The organism is Acinetobacter sp. NEB 394 (assembly GCF_013374795.1).
In the GTDB taxonomy this organism is placed as follows: Bacteria; Pseudomonadota; Gammaproteobacteria; order Pseudomonadales; family Moraxellaceae; genus Acinetobacter; species Acinetobacter johnsonii.
Genome location: NZ_CP055277.1, coordinates 2,901,983 through 2,923,680, shown reverse-complemented (window position 1 = coordinate 2,923,680; position 21,698 = coordinate 2,901,983). Strand labels below are relative to the sequence as shown.

Annotated in this window: 17 protein-coding genes, 1 pseudogene and 1 other annotated feature; of the genes and pseudogenes, 12 read left to right on the top strand and 6 right to left on the bottom strand. The window is 39.8% G+C overall.

The features are described 5' to 3' along the window. Window positions 1-711: 711 nt before the first annotated feature. The 3 genes from HUK62_RS14140 to HUK62_RS14130 are packed head-to-tail and all read left to right on the top strand — an operon-like array spanning window position 712 to window position 5,089. Window positions 712-3,564 carry a type VI secretion system Vgr family protein gene (locus tag HUK62_RS14140; RefSeq protein WP_176538174.1) on the top strand — a complete coding sequence of 951 codons (2,853 nt, stop codon included), beginning with the start codon at window positions 712-714 and terminating at the stop codon, window positions 3,562-3,564. Between the two features lie 2 nt (window positions 3,565-3,566). Next, window positions 3,567-4,565, top strand: a complete 999-nt coding sequence (locus HUK62_RS14135) for a hypothetical protein (RefSeq protein ID WP_078426824.1) — start codon at window positions 3,567-3,569, stop codon at window positions 4,563-4,565. Continuing rightward, window positions 4,565-5,089 (top strand): hypothetical protein, encoded by a 525-nt coding sequence (locus tag HUK62_RS14130; protein WP_176538173.1) that lies wholly within the window; start codon window positions 4,565-4,567, stop codon window positions 5,087-5,089. Before HUK62_RS14135 ends, HUK62_RS14130 begins: the two co-directional genes overlap by 1 nt. 1 nt (window position 5,090) lies before the next feature. Here the strand turns inward: HUK62_RS14130 and HUK62_RS14125 are convergent. Further along, a protein-coding gene (locus HUK62_RS14125) for an IS3 family transposase (RefSeq protein WP_176538172.1) occupies window positions 5,091-6,310 on the bottom strand; the annotation gives its coding sequence in 2 pieces (ribosomal slippage) (window positions 5,091-6,034 and window positions 6,034-6,310; 1,221 coding nt in all). Next, window positions 5,919-6,035, bottom strand: a sequence feature (AL1L pseudoknot). (Overlaps the previous gene by 117 nt.) Window positions 6,311-6,365: 55 nt before the next feature. On the opposite strand from HUK62_RS14125, the pseudogene HUK62_RS14120 reads away from it, so the two are divergent. Beyond that, window positions 6,366-7,154, top strand: a pseudogene (locus HUK62_RS14120) (type VI immunity family protein); the annotation flags it as partial. Window positions 7,155-7,221: 67 nt separating this feature from the next. On the opposite strand, the gene HUK62_RS14115 reads toward HUK62_RS14120, so the two are convergent. Next, window positions 7,222-7,973, bottom strand: a protein-coding gene (locus tag HUK62_RS14115; protein WP_149931241.1) for an IS5 family transposase whose coding sequence is annotated in 2 segments (ribosomal slippage) — window positions 7,222-7,637 and window positions 7,637-7,973 — 753 coding nt in all. Because the reading frame shifts where the segments join, the coding sequence is not laid out codon by codon here. A gap of 77 nt (window positions 7,974-8,050) precedes the next feature. On the opposite strand from HUK62_RS14115, the gene HUK62_RS14110 reads away from it, so the two are divergent. The 3 genes from HUK62_RS14110 to HUK62_RS14100 all read left to right on the top strand — a co-directional run bounded on the left by HUK62_RS14110 (window position 8,051) and on the right by HUK62_RS14100 (window position 9,668). Then, entirely contained in the window at window positions 8,051-8,272 is a 222-nt protein-coding gene (locus HUK62_RS14110; RefSeq protein WP_176538171.1) for a hypothetical protein, read from the top strand. A gap of 420 nt (window positions 8,273-8,692) precedes the next feature. Next, entirely contained in the window at window positions 8,693-9,205 is a 513-nt protein-coding gene (locus tag HUK62_RS14105; RefSeq protein WP_176538170.1) for a hypothetical protein, read from the top strand. Window positions 9,206-9,221: 16 nt separating this feature from the next. Beyond that, window positions 9,222-9,668, top strand: a complete 447-nt coding sequence (locus HUK62_RS14100) for a hypothetical protein (protein WP_176538169.1) — start codon at window positions 9,222-9,224, stop codon at window positions 9,666-9,668. A gap of 497 nt (window positions 9,669-10,165) precedes the next feature. Here HUK62_RS14100 and HUK62_RS14095 read toward each other — a convergent pair whose 3' ends face one another. From HUK62_RS14095 to HUK62_RS14085, 3 genes are all read right to left on the bottom strand, one after another. Next, window positions 10,166-11,449 (bottom strand): ribonucleotide-diphosphate reductase subunit beta, encoded by a 1,284-nt coding sequence (locus HUK62_RS14095; RefSeq protein ID WP_126037636.1) that lies wholly within the window; start codon window positions 11,447-11,449, stop codon window positions 10,166-10,168. 137 nt (window positions 11,450-11,586) lie between these two features. Further along, on the bottom strand, window positions 11,587-11,724 hold the full coding sequence (locus HUK62_RS14090) for a hypothetical protein (RefSeq protein WP_176538168.1): 138 nt from the start codon (window positions 11,722-11,724) through the stop codon (window positions 11,587-11,589). A gap of 124 nt (window positions 11,725-11,848) precedes the next feature. Continuing rightward, window positions 11,849-14,680 carry a ribonucleoside-diphosphate reductase subunit alpha gene (locus tag HUK62_RS14085; protein ID WP_176538167.1) on the bottom strand — a complete coding sequence of 944 codons (2,832 nt, stop codon included), beginning with the start codon at window positions 14,678-14,680 and terminating at the stop codon, window positions 11,849-11,851. A 595-nt stretch (window positions 14,681-15,275) separates the two neighbouring features. Between HUK62_RS14085 and bfmR the strand changes: the two genes are divergently transcribed. Together bfmR and bfmS are read left to right on the top strand one after the other, a co-directional pair. Then, complete coding sequence (bfmR, locus tag HUK62_RS14080; RefSeq protein ID WP_004695375.1) at window positions 15,276-15,992, top strand: response regulator transcription factor BfmR; 717 nt, start codon at window positions 15,276-15,278, stop codon at window positions 15,990-15,992. 36 nt (window positions 15,993-16,028) lie between these two features. Next, entirely contained in the window at window positions 16,029-17,693 is a 1,665-nt protein-coding gene (gene bfmS, locus HUK62_RS14075) for a sensor histidine kinase BfmS (RefSeq protein WP_148825606.1), read from the top strand. Window positions 17,694-17,742: 49 nt separating this feature from the next. Here the strand turns inward: bfmS and HUK62_RS14070 are convergent, their stop codons facing one another. Beyond that, window positions 17,743-18,099: a hypothetical protein gene (locus tag HUK62_RS14070; RefSeq protein WP_004695379.1), complete on the bottom strand. Its 357-nt coding sequence runs from the start codon at window positions 18,097-18,099 to the stop codon at window positions 17,743-17,745. A 490-nt stretch (window positions 18,100-18,589) separates the two neighbouring features. Here HUK62_RS14070 and ndhC point away from each other — a divergent pair, with 490 nt between their 5' ends. From ndhC to nuoC, 3 genes are all read left to right on the top strand, one after another. After that, a complete protein-coding gene (gene ndhC / locus HUK62_RS14065) occupies window positions 18,590-19,138 on the top strand; it encodes an NADH-quinone oxidoreductase subunit A (RefSeq protein WP_078426485.1) in 549 nt (182 codons plus the stop codon). A 6-nt stretch (window positions 19,139-19,144) separates the two neighbouring features. Then, window positions 19,145-19,822, top strand: a complete 678-nt coding sequence (locus HUK62_RS14060) for an NADH-quinone oxidoreductase subunit B (protein ID WP_004975447.1) — start codon at window positions 19,145-19,147, stop codon at window positions 19,820-19,822. An 85-nt stretch (window positions 19,823-19,907) separates the two neighbouring features. Continuing rightward, complete coding sequence (nuoC, locus tag HUK62_RS14055; protein WP_176538166.1) at window positions 19,908-21,695, top strand: NADH-quinone oxidoreductase subunit C/D; 1,788 nt, start codon at window positions 19,908-19,910, stop codon at window positions 21,693-21,695. Window positions 21,696-21,698 lie beyond the last annotated feature (3 nt).

Below are 21,698 nucleotides of genomic sequence, written 5' to 3'. Positions count from 1 at the left end.
TGGAAAGTTGCAAGTTTCATTTAACTCTTGATCAATACAACCGTTGAAATGTGCAGAGATAATCAATAAATCACGCGTATAACTTATAATAAACTATAATTTTTCATTCAGCTTTTCTCATCTTTCCTGTGTAATTAATTCTATGCCATATATTGATATACATAAGCTGGCTGGATCTTAATTCAAATACTAAGATGTGAATAACTGGGTCTTTTTTTCGAATAATAATTGATGTACTTAACTTGTATTTATCCTGCATAAGGTGATGATCTAAACTGTCTGTCGATAGCAGATCAATTGCTACTATGTATAAGCTATTGGTAGTAGCTTACTGTATCATCTATGGGGGAGTGTCTATATTGCCTGATAAGCAACATCTTCAAGAATTGCGGGTTATGTAGAATACTGTAATTGTTAACGGATTAAATGAAGTTTGAGTAAATTGCAAACCAGTATGAAAAAATAAAATTTTAGTGGTCTGGTATTAACTGAAAAACTTTAATATTTCTAGAGTAGATAAAGGAATGAATTGGGTTAAGCTGAATATGACTGGGATAATATCAAAACTATAAAAATAGAAACTTACAGATGGATCGGTCATTTATTGAAAAAAGGCTCTGAACTTAAAAATTCTATTAAAGTTACAAAAAATTAAAGAAATTTTTTGAGACTTTTGTACAATCAGCCACAACTTAAAATTTAATAATAACGATGCCCAATAATATTTATGCTGCAATAGAGCAACTTGGACTTAGTGCACAAAAACGTGCCATTCATATTCAGTTCAGCAATACTTCGCTTAACGAACAAGTATTCCTTCAGCGCATAGATGGAACACATGAACTGAATGCAGGTATAGAGTTACAGCTCCTTTGCTTATCTACCTCCGCTCATATTCCGTTAAAGCAATTTATTGGTAGTCAGGTGGCTGTCGATATTGTCACTGATAAATCAGAACTCAATCGTATTTCAGGCATCATCACTAAGGCGGATGTAGGGGCAAGCGATGGCGCTTTAACCATATACCGTTTAACCGTGGAAGACCCGACAGCCTTATGGAAGCATCGACGTAATTCTAGAGTTTTCATGGCGAAGTCTGTTGTTGATGTGGTTCAAACCATTTTTGCCGAGTGGCAGCAACGTAGTCCATTATTTGCTTCAAGTTTGATTTTGGATAAAAGTGGTTTAAGCAAAGAATATGATGTGCGTCCATTCATTATGCAAGCGAATGAATTGGATAGTGAATTTATTCAAAGGCTGCTCTCTTCAGAGGGGATTAACTGGCTTATTGATGAGTCTCAGCTCAAAGTGTCCAGTTCAAGTGAACCCATTCAGCCGCAAAAACTTAGACTGATTGATGACAACGCCCAATATCAAAGTTTAGAGCGACAGAATATTCGCTTCCATCGTAGCAGTGCTGTAGAAAGCAGTGATTCGATTACAAATTTGGTCGGGCAGCGTTCTATACAACCAACATCTGTTTATATTCAGCATTGGCAAGCAAATACTTTAGAAGTAGAAGAAGGTGCGGGTTCAGTTCAAAGTAAACATAGTCATAGTGATAATCAAGACAACGCTAGTCTAGGTTTAGAGCAGGCGTGGCATTTCTCACCTGCATGGATACAAGACCTCAAAGGTGAAGATGGAACGACCAAATCAGGCAATAGTCAGATTGAAAAGTTTAATCAAAATCTTGGTCACTATTACGACTTACAAGCCAAGCAATTTATGGCTACCTCGACCGTACGAGATGCACAAGTGGGTTACTGGTTTGAGCTCAACGAGCACCCTGAAATTGATCAGCATAGTGGTTCAGATAAAGAATTCTTAATCACATCCAAAAAATTCTATAATCAGAATAATTTGCCTAAAGATTTGACCGATCAAATCACAGCTTTGCTGAAACAAACCAATTGGCAACAGGCTGAAATTACAACAAATAATAAAGACGAACGCCAAGCCAATCACCTTGTTTTACAACGACGTAATATCAGCATTGTTCCAGAATACAATCCGCTGCGACAACGCCCTATTGCATCACCACAACGCGCGAAAGTGGTTGGACCAAGTGGTGAAGAAATTCACGTGGATGAATGGGGGCGTATTAAAGTCCGTTTCCTGTTCACCCGTAGTGAAGACAATACTCACGATGGCGGTGCAGGTTCAAATGACAATGACACAGATTCTGCTTGGGTTGATGTGCTCACACCTTGGGCTGGTGAGGGTTATGGTGCACGCTTCTTACCGCGTATTGGTGAAATCGTAGTTATCGACTTCTTTGATGGCAATATCGACAGACCCTTTGTCGTGGGGCGCATCCATGAAGCACAACGTCATCCAAGCAAATTTGACAATACAGGCAAACTGCCTGATACCAAAAAACTGGCAGGGATCCGATCAAAAGAGGTTCAAGGCGAGGGCTTCGGGCAACTACGTTTTGATGACACGACTGATCAGATCAGTACCCAGCTACAAAGTAGTCATGGTGCGACACAACTGAACTTAGGGAATTTGAGTCATCCTAAAGAAACGGACACCAGTGAAGGGCGAGGTGAAGGCTTTGAACTGCGTACTGACCAATGGGGAGCACTCAGAGCTAAACAGGGTTTATTACTTTCTACCTATCGACAAGATTCAGCAAATGGTCATCATCTTGATGCTTCTGAAACGAAATCACAATTTGAATCTAGTCTAAGTAATTCAAAAGCTTTAAGTGAAGTTGCTAAAAATCAACAAACCGATCCATTAGAAATACTGGATAATCTAAAAGAGTTTATTGAACAAATTGAACAAGAAAGTGAGGCGAAGGCAAAAGCATTTAAACAAGCTTTAATGATATTGACCTCCCCGCATTCGATTGCTCTGACTACAAATGAAGATGTTCACCTTTCAGCAGATGGTCAAATTGGTCACAGTGCAGGGGACAGTATTAATTTTAGTACCCAAAAGAATTTACTTGCACATGCACAAAGTAAAATCAGTTTGTTTGCAGCACAGGACGGTGCGAAATTCTATGCAGGTAAAGGCAAAGTTGAAATACAGGCTCAAGCAGATGGGGCTGATTTGATAGCACGTAAAGGTGTTCAGATCATTTCAACTGAAGATGCCATTTACATTACCAGCCCTAAAGAAATTAAATTAATCGCTGATGGTTCGGAACTTAAGATTAATAGTTTTGGAGTCTTTGCAACAACTAGTGGAAAGTTTGAGGTTAAGGCGGGACAGCATTTGTTTGTGGGGGGGGCGAGTGTTTCACCTAATTTGCCCCAATTACCTAAACTAGAATTTGCTCAGTCACCTTACTCAGCGCAATATCAACTATTTAAAGCAGATGGTCGAAATTTTAAAGGATATAAGTACTTTATTTCTGATAATCAGAATAATTTAATGAAAGAAGGTATTACAGATGAGTACGGATTTACAGAGCAGGTTGTTACGGAAACTAGAGAAAGAATTATTGGATATAAATCGGTGATGAGAGAAAGCGAGCGATTGACTGAAAATTGGGAAGCAAAATTAGAAGAAAAATCAAAAAAACTAGAATCTGAGTTGGATGGAGGGTAACGATGCTTCCAGCTATTATTGTCGTTGTTAAATTGGCAGGTTATGCAATAACAGCATATGAAATATACCGTACAGCTTCTAATGCTTATGGTGAGGTGAAAAACTATCAGGACAACATTAAAAAGGCTAAAGAAGAAATTAAAAAAATCATGAAAAATCTTGGTCAAGAGATTTCAGATAAAATTGATAAGGAAAAAGAAAAGGTCTTACTAACGACATTAACTACTGGTGATAAGCAAAGTAACAATACCAAAGCTGCATCTGGGAGACCCCAGACAAAAAGTAATGTGATTACTGCTGCAATCAAACAAAAGACACCATTTCGTTCAATCATAAGTCAGGTTTGTGAAAAAGCAGAACAACTACCTATGATTCAGTTGAGAAAGCAGAAAGGGAAAAAGTTAAAGGATATAGTTCCTAAAAGTAAAGTGGATGTTGTTGCAAAGCTTCTAAAAATGAGTGCTCAAGAACTGGCAGGAGCAAATGTTGATGAATATATCATTGTGAGACTGAAACAACTTGCTGTAAATTTTATGTTTGAATTCATGGATGAAATTGTCAAATGGAAAAGTCCATTAAAAGCTGAAGTCTGTTTTGGTTATGATGTTAAAACGAAGAAGTACCTTGCACCTTTATTAGAGGGGAAAACACGAATCAAGCGTACAGGTTCTGATATCAATCCATTCTGGCCGATGCCCTATAAAGGAAAGAATACAATTGGTGCTGATATTATTATTCCTGAGTATCGTGGTGAACCTTTAACTCTGACCAATATTTTTGCATTAGTTGAAATCAAGTTTCAAGGTGATCGAATTGATGATAAGCAATTTAAGGCTTATGACGATTTAAAAAAGCAATGTGCTGCAGAAAAGAAAACCAGCAAGATAACGGCAAGTGAGGGCTTTAAGTTGTCACTGTTTCGTTATCCTGAAGATGTAAGTCCTAAGGATCAACCACAACAGCAACAGCCAAAGAAGTCAAAAGGAAAGGGTAAAATATAATGAATGACGAAGAGTTATTTTTAAGTCAAGATGAAGTGACTGACTATATAGCAGAGTTTAAAAAAGATAGTTATCACACTTATGGGTACGAACAAGAAGAGTTTGGCATTTGTCCCTACATCACATTTTATATTTACCATCAGGATAATGAAGTAGAGGAAATTGCCAATAAAATTATCAATATTTATGAAGATTTTGAAAATAAAATAATTGATAAGCCATTTAAGCGACGCTATCGGGATACAGGTGTCTGGAAAAATGCCAATAAATGGAAGCCTTCTCATAAAGAGTTAATCAATGAAATGCACCAAAGTTTTAAGAGGTATCCTGTATATTTTATAGCAGCAACTACAGGGAATTCTCCTAATCAAAGTGCCCGTTGGGTTTTCTGTGCTCAATTTTCAGATAACAATAATAGTAGGTATACGACATTAAAGCTGTCATTTGGTGAAAAATGGTATAGAGAACATAAGTCAAAATGGTATCTGAACCGTACCGGGTTTGTCGGAGACTTTTTTATTTAAGTTAGGCCACCTGACCTAACGGGTTAATCTTATCATAGTACATTGCTTCAAACTCAAAAGGCGATACATAACCCAGTGCACTGTGTACACGCTTTTTGTTGAACCAATCTACCCAGTTTAGTGTCGCAAGTTGTACATCCGCTAAACCTTGCCAATCTGCTTTTAAATATTCAATCACCTCTGTTTTGTATAAGCCATTCACTGTTTCAGCCAGTGCATTATCGTATGAATCACCAGTCGTACCGACTGATGCTCGTAAATTTGCAGCTTCTAAACGATTGGTATAGCGAATAGAAAGATATTGAACACCTCTATCGGAATGATGAATCACATTCTTTGGCATGCCTCGATCGTGCAATGCTTGCTCTAATGCATCGAGCACCATATCTGTATTCATTCGTGTAGATACTTTCCAGCCAACAATTGCTCGTGAGAACACATCAATAATAAAGGCGGTATAGACCCAGCCTGAATGAGTTTGAATATAGGTAAAGTCAGCAACCCACAAGTGATTAGGCTGATCAGCTCTAAAATTACGTTTCACTAAATCATCTGCTCTTTTTTGATCATCTCGGCTACGGGTGGTTTGTTTGTTCTTACCACGCCAAACACCTTGTATACCTAGCTTTTGCATCAATCGAGCAACAGTACAGCGTGCAATAATATAGCCTTCACGTTTCAATTGTTGCCAGACCTTACGCACACCATATCGACCTGAACTTTCCTTCCAAATTCGTTTAATTTGTTCAGCATGATGCTCATCATGTAGATCTCGTTTCGCTCGATGTTCTGGATTGTCAGCGAGATCTAAAGTTCGGTAATAGGTTGAAGCTGCGATCGGTAAAATTCTACAAATCGCTTCAACACCATATCGATCTTTATTGTTATGGATAAAATCCACCATTATTTGTGTGGGCGGTCGAGCTCCGCCTGGGCGAAAAAAGCGGCTGCTTTGCGTAGAATTTCATTGGCACGCTTTAATTCTTTAATTTCACGTTCCATTTGCTTCATTTTTTCTTGATCAGATATCTGTTGTACTTTAATAGGATTTTGCTGATCTAAATGCTTTTGATGCCAGGCACGAAGTGTTTCAGGAGTACAACCAATCTTAGGCGCAATTGCTGTGATTGCAGCCCAAGTAGAAGGATAATCTTTTTCAGATTCAATTAGTAATTGAACCGCTCTTTCTCTGATTTCAGGGGTATATTTTAATTTTGTCATCGGGGTAGTCTCTCAGAATATTGACTCTCCGACAAACCCGGTACGGTTCAATCAGTTTGTTCAACATTGTTTAATTAAACTTAATCCGATACAAGCTTATAGTGGCTATGAAATTGGAAATTCGACAAACTTTAATATTGTTTCGCCTGAGTTTGAAACAGCAGAACGTATTTTTAGTGATTACTTTTATGGGCTGGATATAGATCATCCTAATATGAATCACTCCCATGATGGTTTGGATGGCTTTATCTATACACCTTCATTAGCCGCAGGAATTCGCACCCCAACTTGGTGTTTTTTATTATCTCCCTATTGGCTCGATAAATTAGGTTTAAGCGAGGAGCAAATCCGCTTAAAACTAGATGATCCACGGATAGAGATCACCAAATTGCTAGATGCAACAGATCCTGAAAAATTCAGTCTTTGGATTCAACTTGGGGAGCTGTCACTTTATCCTGTTGAAGAGGGTATTCCAGATTTATTGGTGAGGGCAAATGACCTGATAAAACCAATACGTTGTAATGACTTGAAGCTAACTACGTTAGATGCATGGGATGATGACCCTAATCCAAGATTTGATATAGAAAGTTCTCCCCAATGGATTGCCCGTTTTGATGAAGATAGCAGTTGGCCTGAAGGCAAACGAGTCAATAAGGTTAGTAACCTATCATTGGAAGAAGAAAAACTTAAAGTGAAAGGTGGAGAGCCATGCCCACAAACAGGCTATTGGCAAACTCCAGCACGACCTGATTTACGACAGTATTTTGAACAAGGTGATATTCTTCCAACCTTTTCAGAACTAGATTGGGGAGAGGTCTATTGGTATTGGGATGATGAAAATTAATTGAATCATTTGAGAAAAGCCATCTACGTTTGGATGGTTTTTTACTTTTACTAGGGTCTGTTGAGAATTACCGAGAGTTAATTAAACTCGCGCACAATTGAATCATGGCTTCAAAACTCGTATCTGTTTTACAACTACGCATCGCTATACGTTTAAATTCTTTTAACTTACAGAAATAGTTTTCAATGAGATGACGCCATTTATACATAATCGTATCAAAGGCTCTCATTACTTTTCGATTAGATTTGGGTGGGATCACCACTTTCACTTTACGTTCATTGAGTTCTTGGATGAGCCAATCTGCATCAAATGCTTTATCCGCTAGTAATGCTTGAAAATCAACATCTTCAATTAAAGGTTTGGTTTCTACTAAATCGTGATATTGACCAGGCATTAATCGAAACTTAATGAGGTTGCCTAGACTATCCACTAAGGCAAGAATTTTACAAGTCATTCCACCTCGAGATTTACCTATAGACTGTTTGAAGGTCCCCCTTTTGCACCTTGGCCATGTCGATGAACTTTAACAATCGTTCCATCAATCATGGCGTATTCCAAATCAACATCTTCATTTACAGATGCAAAAATAGTTTCAAATACACCAGCTTTCACCCAATCACGGTATCTTTTAAAGACGGTATTCCATTTACCAAAATGAGCAGGTAGATCACGCCATGGACTGCCTGTACGGGCAATCCATAGGACTGCTTCTAAAAATAATCGATTATCTTTTCCACTACGACCTCGATCGGTCACTTTACCTAGGCAAAAAGGTTCCATTTTTGCCCATTGGGCATCAGTAAGTATGTATCTATCCATAGTACTATTATAAATTAATCAGTAGCCTTTGTTAATTCTCAACAAGCCCTAAATGAAATGTTGCCGGAGTAAAAGAGTTGAATAACCAAATAAGTGATTTAAATATTGATTGGGAACAGCGATCTAATCAAAAAATATTAATTCATGAAAATTTTAGAGATAATTATTTAACAGAACTAGATTATCAGGAATGTTGTGATGAATTTTTAAATGGCATTTATTCAGTAACTGACGGTTTTCAAAAATATAAGGCAAATGCTAAATCCAGTAAAATTAGGCTGTTGGGCATCAAAGATTAAAAGATGCCTTAAATTTTATTTCATTACAATATTCTTAAGGTGAGGATATTGTATTTATTTAAGAACTTTCCCTATATCTTTTAAACTGGACAGAAGATTATGCCAAAATTCGCAGTCAATATATGTGGTGGGAATGATTTGGTCTTTGGATTTAAGTCATTGATGTGAGCCATAAGGAACTTAAGATGTTCCTTTTATATAAAATCAAGGCTCTCTAACCAAGGGTATGATTGTTCCAAAAGTAAACGAAACAATTTAAAACAACCAATAATTTTACTGTCAGATATAGCAACGATGGAATAACTTTGATGATTGGATTACTGAATGAAAGTGATTGGAAAATACAAAAAAGAGAACCATATCAAAAATATAAAGATTATGAATATGTTATAAATCAAGCTTTAGAGTCCGTCCAAACAATTGGAGAGAGGCTTAACGAAAAGAACAAGTAATAAAGCTAGGGGAAATGGCGGGAGGAAAAAGCAGCCTTGTCCTGATCCATGTAAAAATAGTAAGGCAGCACTTTTAGCAAAGGCTTATCAGACACCCAAAGAGGGCGAAAAATCTATATACAATAAACAAGATGATTGGGAAGTAGTATATATAGCTAAACATACTCAACTTTATGCCTTATCACCACACGGTAATAGTACTCCAAACTTTTTTGTACAAAAAAGTCAGATAAATAAATTTCCAACGGCAGCAGCATATAATGATGCTGTTCAAGTTGCTCATAAAGGTAATTTTAAAGGTGTAGATCGATCAATGAGAACGGAAATGCATAAATTTGTAACAACAAAAGGTCTATGTGTGGCTAAATCTAAGGCCTTAGCTAATTCTCATATTTCAGCTGGTGGAGCAGTTCAATTTTATGTTACGAATGAAGATAAAGGAAAGATAAGAAGTACTCCTACTTATTTGAATTTAAAATAATTTAAAAGGAATTTTTATGTATCCATTAAGTTTTAATAGTAATACTGGTGAAGTTTATGTATGTGAGAATTTTATTGAATATAAGCTGAGTAGTTTTTTTTGCGAAGATGATGAGATTAATAATCTAAATAGTCTATCCGATGATTCATTTATTGATTTTGATGATGAGAAAGTTTTTTTATTTAATGTTGTTTTTATAGGTGAAATATTTAACTTAAGTATGATTTATAATGAGAAGAAACTAAGATTAATTAAATTCAAACTTGTATATGAATCTTATGATGAATTTGATTTAAAGATGAATGGTCTTGTGGGTTATTTTGATAAAACACAATTTTTGAATAAAAAAGTAGATGATGTAAAACCATATACAGAATATTTTTATAATTGGGGCGTCGTTTCGGTATATAGTGATCTATCTCTAAATATATATTTTTCAGTAAGATGGCGGGAAGAGTGTTGAGAAATTGCAGTGAAAAGTAAGGAAATACATATTTGTGAATGCTTGGAGAAGATCCTCGTCAAGGAGTTGGGTTTAGGGAATTTTATTAGATCTTATAATGAAATGCTTGAATAGCCCAAGAAAGATAGTAGGTTCATTTTTTTAAATAAAAAACTTTCCTTAAAATCATTGGTTGATATACCTTTATGGGTTTTTGTAAGTATTAATAATGACATGCATTATACTTGGTACGATGAAATATATTGTGATAAACATCATGATTTATTGGCAGCTGGTGATATGTGATTTTGAATAAAAAGCATTTTTGCACTGTGCAAAAAATGAAAGTATAAAAGTACGCTACACTGGGAGTCTAGAGATTATCGTTACTTAATATTTGTTTCCAGTATTTATAATCAAAGAGTTACGATAATTTTTTTCTAATAGAAAAAGGCTGCAAATAGCAGCCTTTTTATTTTTTCATCTATGACAACATATGTGTCACGTGATGTTTTACCTTACCAGCTCAACGCACCGCCAGTCTGATAATCTGTCACACGTGTTTCGAAGAAGTTCTTCTCTTTACGCAAGTCCATCATTTCAGACATCCACTGGAATGGGTTGTTCACACCAGCAAACTGCTCAGGCAAGCCCAACTGTGCTAAACGACGGTTACAGATGAATTTCAAGTATTCTTCCATCATCGCAGCATTCATACCCAATACACCACGTGGCATAGTGTCACGCGCATATTCGATTTCAAGCATTGTTCCTTCAAGAATCATTTGAATGATTTCTTCTTGGAATTCAGCAGTCCACAAGCTTGGGTTTTCGATCTTGATTTGGTTAATCATATCGATACCAAAGTTCAAGTGCATCGACTCGTCACGTAAGATGTATTGGAATTGCTCAGCAACACCATTCATTTTGTTACGACGGCCCATTGACAAGATTTGGCTGAAACCACAGTAGAAGAAGATCCCTTCAAGAACACAGTAGAATGCGATCAAGTTACGAAGCAAAATTTGGTCGTTTTCAGGTGTACCTGTTTGGAAAGTAGGATCACTTAAAGACTGCGTATATTTCAAGCCCCAAGCCGCTTTACGTGCAACAGATGGAACTTCGCGGTACATGTTGAAGACTTCGCCTTCATCCATACCTAAAGATTCGATACAGTATTGGTAAGCGTGAGTATGAATAGCTTCTTCAAACGCTTGACGCAAAATGTACTGACGGCATTCAGGGTTGGTGATGTGACGGTAAATCGCCAACACCAAGTTATTTGCAACCAATGAGTCTGCTGTAGAGAAGAAACCAAGTGAGCGCATAACAATGGTACGTTCGTCTTCAGTTAAGCCATTTTCAGACTTCCAAAGCGCAATGTCATGGTTCATGTTGACTTCTTGTGGCATCCAGTGGTTTGCACAACCGTCTAGATATTTCTGCCATGCCCATTCGTATTTGAACGGTACAAGTTGGTTTAAGTCCGCACGACAGTTAATCATCGCTTTGTCGTCAACCTGTACACGTTGTGCACCCATTTCTAGTTCTTCTAGACCAGGAGCAACATCTAAACTTTCTAAGGCGTTAGATGCTCTTGCCAACGGATCGGCTGGATTTGTTGATCGGCTTCGAGCGGTTGAAGCGGGTTGTGCAGTTGCCACATTCTTCTGTGGTTGCTCTGCAGCAGATACCATCTGCGGATTAGCCGCTTTTTGCGGTTCGACGGGCGCAGACTTGTGTTCAGGTGCAGCCGGTTTTTGCGAATCATCTTCGAAATCGTCCCAACTTAGGATAGACATATCAATTCTCTCTACGTTGCTTTATATCTTTTATCGACATCCAGCAGTGCTGAGATGTCTTACTATACGCTTAATTTGTAAAAGCAAAATTAAGTTTTGCCAATCATTGTTCTAAAACTGTGCATAGAACGTGATTCTCACGACTTATTTTGCTTTCGCTTTTTGCTTTGGTTTGCTTTTACCCAAAAGTAGGCAATGGGCATATAAAACAAAACCACAAAGGAAATCACCAAGGTCGCAAGACCTAACATATAGTTCTGTGTCATATGGAGCATGGTGATTTCCTAGGTTGTCTTTAATTTTTTAATCTCCCTAAATCCTTCTTTTAAAAGAGGGACTTTCACACCTCAATAAGTTTGGTGTAATTCCCCTCCTTTTAGGAGGGGTTAGGGGAGGTTATTACTGACAAGCCTCACAGTCTGGATTATCAATTGAACACGCCATTGGCACTGGCGCTGCTTGACCGAAGCCTTCATCTTCAGCAACCACTTCTGGTTTAACTTCCTGAGCAACTGCTGCAACAGGCGCTGCCGTTACAGTTGCAGGTTTTACTGCATTCAATACACCAGTGTTAATGGTTGATTTCTCAGCAGAAGTTGCACCTAAAGCTCGGAGGTAATACGTCGTTTTCAGACCACGTAACCAAGCCATTTTATAGGTCAAGTCCAGTTTCTTACCGTTTGCACCAGAGATGTAAAGGTTTAAAGACTGCGCTTGATCGATCCATTTTTGACGACGTGATGCAGCATCTACAATCCAGCGTGGCTCAACTTCAAATGCCGTCGCGAAGATTGCTTTAAGCTCTTCAGGAATACGAGAAATCTTCTGAACTGAACCTTCGAAGTGTTTCAGATCATTCACCATCACAGAGTCCCATAGACCACGGTCTTTCAACGCACGTACTAAGTACGGGTTGATCACTGTGAACTCGCCTGACAGGTTCGATTTTACATATAAGTTTTGGAATGTAGGATCAATCGACTGAGACACACCACAAATGTTCGAGATGGTTGCAGTCGGTGCAATGGCCATCACGTTCGAGTTACGCATACCGTCTTTTTGAACTTTGGCACGTAAAGTGTCCCAGTCCAAACGTTGAGTGCGGTCAACTTCAAACATACGCTCAGGACGTGTTTTAGCAACAAGGTCTAGCGAGTCAATAGGCAGGATACCTTGATCCCACAGTGAACCTTTGAATGTCTCATACGTACCACGTTCAACAGCCAAATCACTTGATGTTGAAATTGCGTAGTAGCTGATCACTTCCATCGATTCATCAGCAAAGTCTACTGCTGCATCAGAGCCATAAGCGAGTTGCATTTCATACAGCGCATCTTGGAAGCCCATGATACCCATACCCACTGGGCGGTGTTTCAAGTTCGAGTTTTTCGCTTGAGGTACAGCGTAGTAGTTAATGTCGATTACGTTATCGAGCATACGAACCGCTGTTTTTACTGTACGTGCAAGCTTTTCACGATCTAACACACCACCTTGAACGTGTTGTACAAGGTTGATTGAACCTAAGTTACATACCGCAATTTCATCTTTGCTTGTGTTTAATGTGATTTCTGTACACAAGTTAGAAGAGTGAACTACACCAACGTGTTGTTGTGGTGAACGTAAGTTACATACGTCTTTGAATGTGATCCACGGGTGACCTGTTTCAAACAACATCGACAGCATTTTGCGCCACAAATCTTTTGCACGGATTTTCTTGTGCAACATGTTTGTTTCTTTCGCAATCGCTTCATAGTGTGCATAACGCTCAGCGAATTCCGCACCCATTAAGTCGTGTAGATCTGGTGTTTCAGATGGCGTGAACAGGGTCCATTCAGCATCTTCAAAAACACGTTGCATAAATAAGTCAGGAACCCAGTTCGCGGTGTTCATGTCATGCGTACGGCGACGGTCATCACCGGTGTTTTTACGTAACTCTAGGAATTCTTCGATGTCCAAGTGCCAAGTTTCAAGGTATGCACAGACTGCACCTTTACGCTTACCACCTTGGTTTACTGCAACAGCAGTATCGTTCGCCACTTTAAGGAATGGAACAACACCTTGTGACTTACCGTTTGTACCTTTGATATATGAGTTCAAGGCACGAACTGGCGTCCAGTCATTACCTAAACCGCCTGCCCATTTAGATAGCATTGCGTTATCACGCATAGCGCCATAAATGTCATACAGGTCATCATCAATCGTGGTCAAGTAGCAGCTCGACAACTGAGGACGTAGCGTACCTGAGTTAAACAGGGTAGGCGTAGATGCCATGTAATCGAAGCTTGACAATAAGTTGTAGAACTCGATTGCACGTTCTTCACGGTTTGCTTCGTTGAGTGAAAGACCCATCGAAACACGCATAAAGAATAATTGTGGCAATTCGAAACGCACGCCATCTGAGTGGATGAAGTAACGGTCAAATAATGTTTGTAGACCTAAGTACGTAAATTGGTTTGAGCGTTCTGGTTGAATCGCTGCGGCCAATTTCACAAGGTCAAAGTTAAGAAGTTCTGGTGAAAGTAGGTCTAGCTCAATACCTTTCTTCAGGAAAGTTTCTAAAGCATCGCCTTCAGCTGTGTCTTCAGACAAGCCAAGGAAAGTTAAACCTGTCGCGACCAATTCATCACGAAGTAGGCGAGCCGTCACGTAGGTATAGTTTGGTTCTTGTTCGATACGTGTACGTGTTGCCATCATCATCGTGGTTGCGATATCTGACGCTTTTACACCGTTGTAAAGGTTTTTGATGGTTTCATCGATGATCGCTTGAACATTGATGCCTTCTAAACCTTCAGCCGCTTTTGTTACAGTCGCTTCAAGCTTACGCATGTCAAGCGGTTGAAGCTGACCATTGGCGTCAGTGATTTGTAAGGTTGGGTGATGGTTTTCACCTGCTTGTTTACGAGCATCAGCACGTTGATCGCGGTAGATGACATACGCACGAGCAACTTTCTGTTCACCTGTACGCATCAGCGCAAGTTCAACTTGGTCTTGGATTTCTTCGATGTGAATTGTACCGCCAGAAGGTAGGCGGCGACTGAACGTATTTAATACCATCTCGGTAAGTTGAGAAATACGATCGTGGATGCGGCTTGAGTCAGCACTTTGTTGGCCTTCAACAGCCAAAAATGCCTTACCAATGGCAACAGAGATTTTTTCTGCGTCAAAGCTGGCAACATCTCCAGTGCGTTTAATCACCTGAATTTGACCAGGGGTTGAATTCGATACGCTCATGCTAGCATAGCTCCATTTTGTCATCTATTTTTATGTCTATGGACCGTTTGAACTGGGCAATTTTTATGCCACAGTGTTTGAGGTTTAAACACAAGACCTAGTGGTTTAAAAATTAATTGAACACAAGATACGGGAAAATTCAGGGTAGATCAATATTGACATTTTATTAAATATTTTGATCGATCTGGTCTCGAAAAGATCTCAAAAAGATCCCTTTTTTATGATTCTTGTATTAAGCCTTATTAGACAAGGCGATAGCATAACAAAGCTCGGTTTAAGTGCTTATAGATAACATTGTGGATAAGTTCAAAACAGACGAATGAGTGAGTTATAAACTGTTCAAACAGTGACTTGGTATGAAAAATCGCCATTTTGTAAAGAAACGTTTCTTTTGCTTTGGTTGGATATACAGCAAACGCGAGAAAGCGCTCATTTGGAGGCTAAAAAAATGTATAACAAAATGCTACTTTGATGTATCAGTTTGGTGAACAAGATCTTGTTTACAATGTAAACGTGTGTATATTGCAAAATATATCAGAGCGTATCCCTTGGATTTTAAAGGATACGTTAAGTCGTCAAAATAAAGGGGCACTCCATGAGCCAAGAAGAAAAGTTACCAAAAATTTTAATCGTAGAAGACGATGAGCGCCTAGCTCGCTTAACTCAAGAGTACCTGATCCGTAATGGTCTTGAGGTTGGGGTAGAACCCGATGGTAACCGTGCCATTCGCCGTATTATTGCAGAACAACCCGATATGGTGGTGTTGGATGTGATGCTTCCAGGTGCAGATGGTTTAACCATCTGTCGTGAAGTTCGTCCACATTATCATCAACCGATTTTGATGTTGACTGCACGTACCGAAGATATGGATCAAGTGCTTGGTCTAGAAATGGGTGCAGATGACTATGTGGCAAAACCAGTTCAGCCCCGTGTTTTACTTGCACGTATTCGTGCCTTATTACGTCGTACTGACAAAGCACCTGAAGATGAAGTTGCGCAACGTATCGAATTTGATGATCTGGTGATCGATAACGGTGGTCGTTCAGTGACTTTAAATGGTGAGTTGGTTGACTTTACCAGTGCTGAATATGACTTATTGTGGTTGTTGGCTTCAAATGCAGGTCGCATTCTTTCTCGCGAAGACATTTTCGAGCGCTTACGTGGTATCGAATATGACGGTCAAGACCGTTCAATTGACGTACGTATTTCGCGTATTCGTCCAAAAATTGGTGATGATCCTGAAAATCCAAAACGTATTAAAACGGTACGTAGTAAAGGCTACTTATTTGTAAAAGAAACCAATGGTCTTTAAGCCGTTTATTTGATTCGTTAAAACGGGACATTTTTAGTGTTCAAACACAGTATATTCTTGCGTATCTATGCTGGGCTGGTAGTGTTAGTCGCTATTGTTGCCCTCATGGGATATTTGCTTGTACAAATTATTAACTATCAGCGAGTGCAAGAATATCGCGAGTCTTTGACGGACGGGATTTCCTTTATTATTAGTGAAGGTGTATCCCGTCAGACCAATGCACAGCAAAAAGCAGACTGGATTTCAGATGCTTCAGATTTGCTGGAACTGCCGATTAATATGATCCCTGCTGATAAGGTGGATTTGAGTCGTGCAGAATTAAAGCGGATCACTGAGCGTAAAGCGGCTGTGCGTTATGATGCACAAACGCAAGTGGCGTACCTCATCATTGGTCTAAAAGATGATCCGAAACATTTACTGTATATTAAAGTAGATAAAATTGGTGAGCTGCAAATGAAAGCACTCCCGATTTTTATCCTAGATTATTTGGTGTATTACCCAGGTCAAGAAGAAGAGTACTTGGAAAAAGTACAGAAACATTTCTCTTATCCTGTGCAGATTGAAGAAGTACAAAATCTGGCTTTAGAGTCGGAGCAGATTGGTCGTTTGCGTTTAGATCATAGCGTGATCTTATATCGTGATAGTGCTTCTGTGCGTGGCACCACCATTTCTATTGTGTCTCCACCTTTACCTAGTTCACCGAGCAAGGTTTTGGTATTGGGGCCTGTGCCTATTTTCAACTGGATGCCGTTTCAGCTCGCAGCAGGGATTACCTTGTTGAGCCTGTTTGTGCTGAGTTTGGGGGTGTATGGCTTGCTTGTACCGATGCAGCGTAAACTGCGTGAGGTCAATTACGGTTTAAACCGTATGAAAGCGGGTGACATGACCCTACGTTTGCCTGTCGACGGCACGGATGAAATGGCCAGTCTAGCCAATAGCTATAACAGCATGTCAGACCATATTCAGCGACTCATCGAGGCGCAGCGTGAGCTGATGCGTGCGGTATCCCATGAGCTGCGTACGCCTGTTGCTCGGATTCGTTTTGGTATGGAAATGTTGGCTGAAGAAGATGATTATGAATATCGTCTTCAGCAAGTCGATATGATTGATAAAGATATTGAGGCTTTAAATACCTTAATTGATGAAATCATGACCTATGCCAAGTTAGAGCAGGGCACACCATCACTGGATATTGAAAACATTGTATTGTTTGAAGTCTTAGATCAGGTGGTGGTTGAGACGGAAGCCTTAAAAACCCAGAAAGAAATTCATTTAAATGCTCCTCCTTTAACCTTAACGGTTGAGGCTGAGCGTCGTTATTTACACCGTGTGGTACAGAACTTGGTTGGTAATGCGGTTCGTTATGGCGACCATCAGGTGCTGGTTAGTGGTGGCATTAATGACAGCGGTATGGCCTATGTTTGTGTTGAGGATGACGGGCCAGGTATTCCAGAAGACGAGCGAGAGCGTGTTTTTGAAGCCTTTGCACGTTTGGATGATAGCCGGACTCGAGCATCGGGTGGCTATGGTTTAGGTTTGTCGATTGTGAGCCGAATTGCCTATTGGTTTGGTGGTAGCGTTAAAGTGGATCAGAGTCCAAGCCTCGGTGGTGCACGTTTTACTATGACATGGCCGGCACATCGCTTTAGTAAGTCTAAAAAGAAGTATAGTGTTAAAGATAATACAGACTCAAAAAGCTAAGCATTAAAAAAGCACCGAATTTCGGTGCTTTTTTATTTTCTATGCTGACTTATTCTTGGATGCTGGCATCGGGAGAAATAATCTGCTTACCTTGTTTTAGGCTTTCAAGCGCATCTGCATTAAAGTCAATCAATAATGAGTTATTTTGTGTATCTATGCCATAACGGCTAATGAGCTTTTGATCACCATTAATCGTTTCAATTTTATATTCATCCACAATATTCATAATGCCATCAAGGTTGGTGGTGGCTGAAGCTTTGTCTTGGCGAAAAAGTTCATAAATGTCGCGTAAATCAAAGATGGCATTATTGGCATCGGGGTGTTTACGAACATAAGTTTCAACATGGCGAATAAGCAACTGGGCAAATAAAAAATAGTTAGGTTTATGGGTGAATTCCAGACTCATGTGGTGCTCCTTATTCTTTGTTGTTGGTTGTCTATATCAATAGCACAAGAAAAAGCCAAGTGCATTAATTGATTGGAGTGATTTGCAAAAAAATACAAAAAATATGAGTGACTTAATCTACTTTTGTACTTTTAAAATAAGCAAAATGCTGCGGTTGCTGAGCTGAGTTTTTTAAACCGCTGATTGTGTGATTGTTATTGGAATGAGGCTGAAAAATGCTTTATAGGCTTTGTTTGAATGTCAAAATTTGGAAAAATAATAGAATAGTAGTGTTTTATTAGATAAAGCGATTGGTTTCGAAATAAAAGGGCTTTCATCGAAAAAATCTCAAAAAACGAAGAGAAATCATCCGAAAGACTAAGACTTATGAACTAGCAAGTGAAATCATAAATCAGGTACAATTGGCGTGATTAATTTTGTGTTTGGTGTATTTGAAGGCCAATACATACATTCTTTGTTAATAAATAGGCCTGCCAGGAGTTATCCCCGCATGAGTGCCATTACTCCATACGAATGGGCAATTATTGCCTTCGTGATCGGCGTTACATTTTTATGCGTCTTTATGCTGACCGTTCCTTTACTCCTTGGGGGTAAATCATGGGGGCGTGCAAAGCAAGAGCAGTTTGAGTCGGGTGTTGTAGGTGCTGGTGGAGCACGTATCCGCTTATCTGCAAAGTTCTATTTGGTTGCAATTTTCTTCGTTGTTTTCGACTTAGAAGCACTTTATCTTTACGCATGGGCAACATCGGTTCGTGAAGTCGGTTGGTTTGGTTTTACCACTGTGGTGATTTTTGTTGTCGACTTATTGATTGCTTTGATTTACGCAATTTCTGTCGGTGCTTTAAATTGGGCACCTGTAGATCGTCGCAAATCAGCCGGTATACCACTGAAAATTGGTTCGCCAAATATGAATCTTGCAGAAATCACACGCTTTAATTCAATTGAAGAGTTGGTTATGGACCCTACAGGTCAAATCCCAGCTCAATCATCTGGTCGTGTGAAAGATAAGTCACCGGCTAAATCGTCTGATAAGGAGTAACTCGGGATGAAATATACATTAACCCGTGCGAATCCGGATGCTGATCAATATCCACTTCAAGAGCGTCAAATCGTTACAGATCCGCTTGAAGAAGAAGTGAATAAAAATGTGTTCATGACTCGTTTAGAGGACTTGGCACATACAGCAGTAAACTGGGGACGTAAGAACTCAGTTTGGCCGTTCAACTTTGGTACATCGTGCTGCTATGTAGAGTATGCAACGACATTAACAGGCGTGCATGACTTGTCACGTTTTGGTGCCGAGGTTATTCGTGCTTCACCGCGTCAGGCAGACTTGATGATTGTTGCAGGTACGTGTTTTGTGAAAATGGCACCTGTAATTCAGCGTTTGTACGAGCAAATGCTTGAGCCTAAATGGGTTATCTCAATGGGCGCATGTGCAAACTCAGGTGGTATGTACGACATTTATTCAGTTGTGCAAGGTGTGGATAAAATCATTCCTGTCGATGTGTACATTCCGGGTTGCCCACCACGTCCTGAAGCATTAATCCAAGCATTAATGTTATTACAAGACCAAATTCAATTAGAGCGTCGTCCGTTGTCTGCGGTGATTGGTGATGATCTTAAGCCAGTGTATAAGCCGAAGATGATGCCAGAACGTGACCGTAAGAATGCACAGCGTATTGCGGTGAAAAACTTACGCTCTATGGATGAAATTAAATAATTTAAACGTACAAATATTGATGCACCCGATGGGTGTAGTTGTCGTTTAGGTTGACTGAATTTGTATTAAATAGGAAGCCAAGCCAATGGCTGAAACTGACATTGCTATGCCAGAATCAACTACCGTTGATTCACGCCCAGCATTTGCAATTGTAGAAGACCTCAAAACCAAATTTGGTGAGAACTTCTACGTGCAAACGACTTTTGAAGATTTTCCAACAGTCTGGGTTGAGCGCGCACGTGTACAAGAAGTTTTAATGTTCTTGCGTACAGTGTCACGTCCATACGTGATGTTGTTCGATTTGTCTGCGGTAGACGAGCGTTTACGTACTCACCGCGATGGTCTACCTGCGTCTGACTTTACTGTGTTCTATCACTTGTTATCGCTTGAGCGTAACACGGATATTCGTATTAAAGTTGCGTTGAATGGGAACGATCTCAACATTCCAACAGCAACCAACATTTGGCCAAATGCCAATTGGTACGAACGTGAAGCTTACGATATGTTCGGGATCAATTTCGAAGGGCATCCAATGCTCCGTCGTATTTTGTTGCCAACCTATTGGGAAGGTCACCCACTTCGTAAAGAATACTCTGCACGTGCCACTGAATATACGCCGTATATGCAGAACCAAGCAAAGCAGGATTACGAACAGGAACACCTTCGTTTCGTACCTGAAGATTGGGGTATGAAGCGCGGTAATGACGACGAAGACTTCATGTTCTTGAACTTAGGTCCGAACCACCCATCTGCGCACGGTGCTTTCCGTGTAATCTTGCAGTTAGATGGTGAAGAAGTGAAAGACTGTGTGCCTGATATCGGCTATCACCACCGTGGTGTGGAAAAGATGGCTGAACGTCAAACTTGGCATTCATTCATTCCTTATACCGACCGTGTGGACTACTTAGGTGGTTGTGCGCAAAACATGCCTTATGTGATGGGTGTGGAGCAAATGGCGGGTATTACTGTACCTGACCGCGCGCAATGTATCCGTGTCATGATGTCTGAATTGTTCCGTATCAATAACCACTTATTGTATATCGGTACTGCGATTCAAGATGCCGGCGGTATGACGCCAGTCTTCTACATGTTTGCGGATCGTCAAAAAATCTATGACGCGATTGAAGCGATCACGGGTTATCGTATGCACCCAGCATGGTTCCGTATTGGTGGTACAGCACATGACTTGCCAAACAACTGGCAGCATCTGATTCGTGAAATCCTAGATTGGATGCCGAAGCGTATGAACGAATACTACACAGCAGCGCTGAAAAACTCTGTATTTGTAGGTCGTACGCGTAACGTAGCTCAATATGACGCGAAATCTGCGTTAGCTTGGGGTGTAACTGGTACAGGTCTACGTGCAACAGGTATTGATTTCGATGTTCGTAAATATCGCCCATACAGTGGCTATGAAAACTACGACTTCGATGTGCCACTTGAGTACGAAGGCGATGCGTATGCGCGTGTTCTTGTTCACTTCCGTGAAATTGAAGAATCACTCAAAATCGTGAAGCAATGTTTAGACAACATGCCTTCTGGTGCATACAAAGCAGATCACCCATTGGCTGTTCCACCACCAAAAGACAAGACTTTACAAGACATTGAAACCTTGATTACGCACTTCTTAAGCGTATCTTGGGGTCCTGTAATGCCTGCAGGTGAAGCATCTGTGATGGCGGAAGTGGTAAAAGGTGCGTCGAATTACTACTTGACTTCAGACAAGTCAACGATGAGTTATCGTACCCGTATTCGTACACCAACCTTCACGCATTTACAGCAAATGCCTTCTGTGATTAACGGCAGCTTAATGTCTGACTTGATCATTTATTTAGCGACTATTGATGTCGTTATGGCTGACGTGGATCGCTAAGGG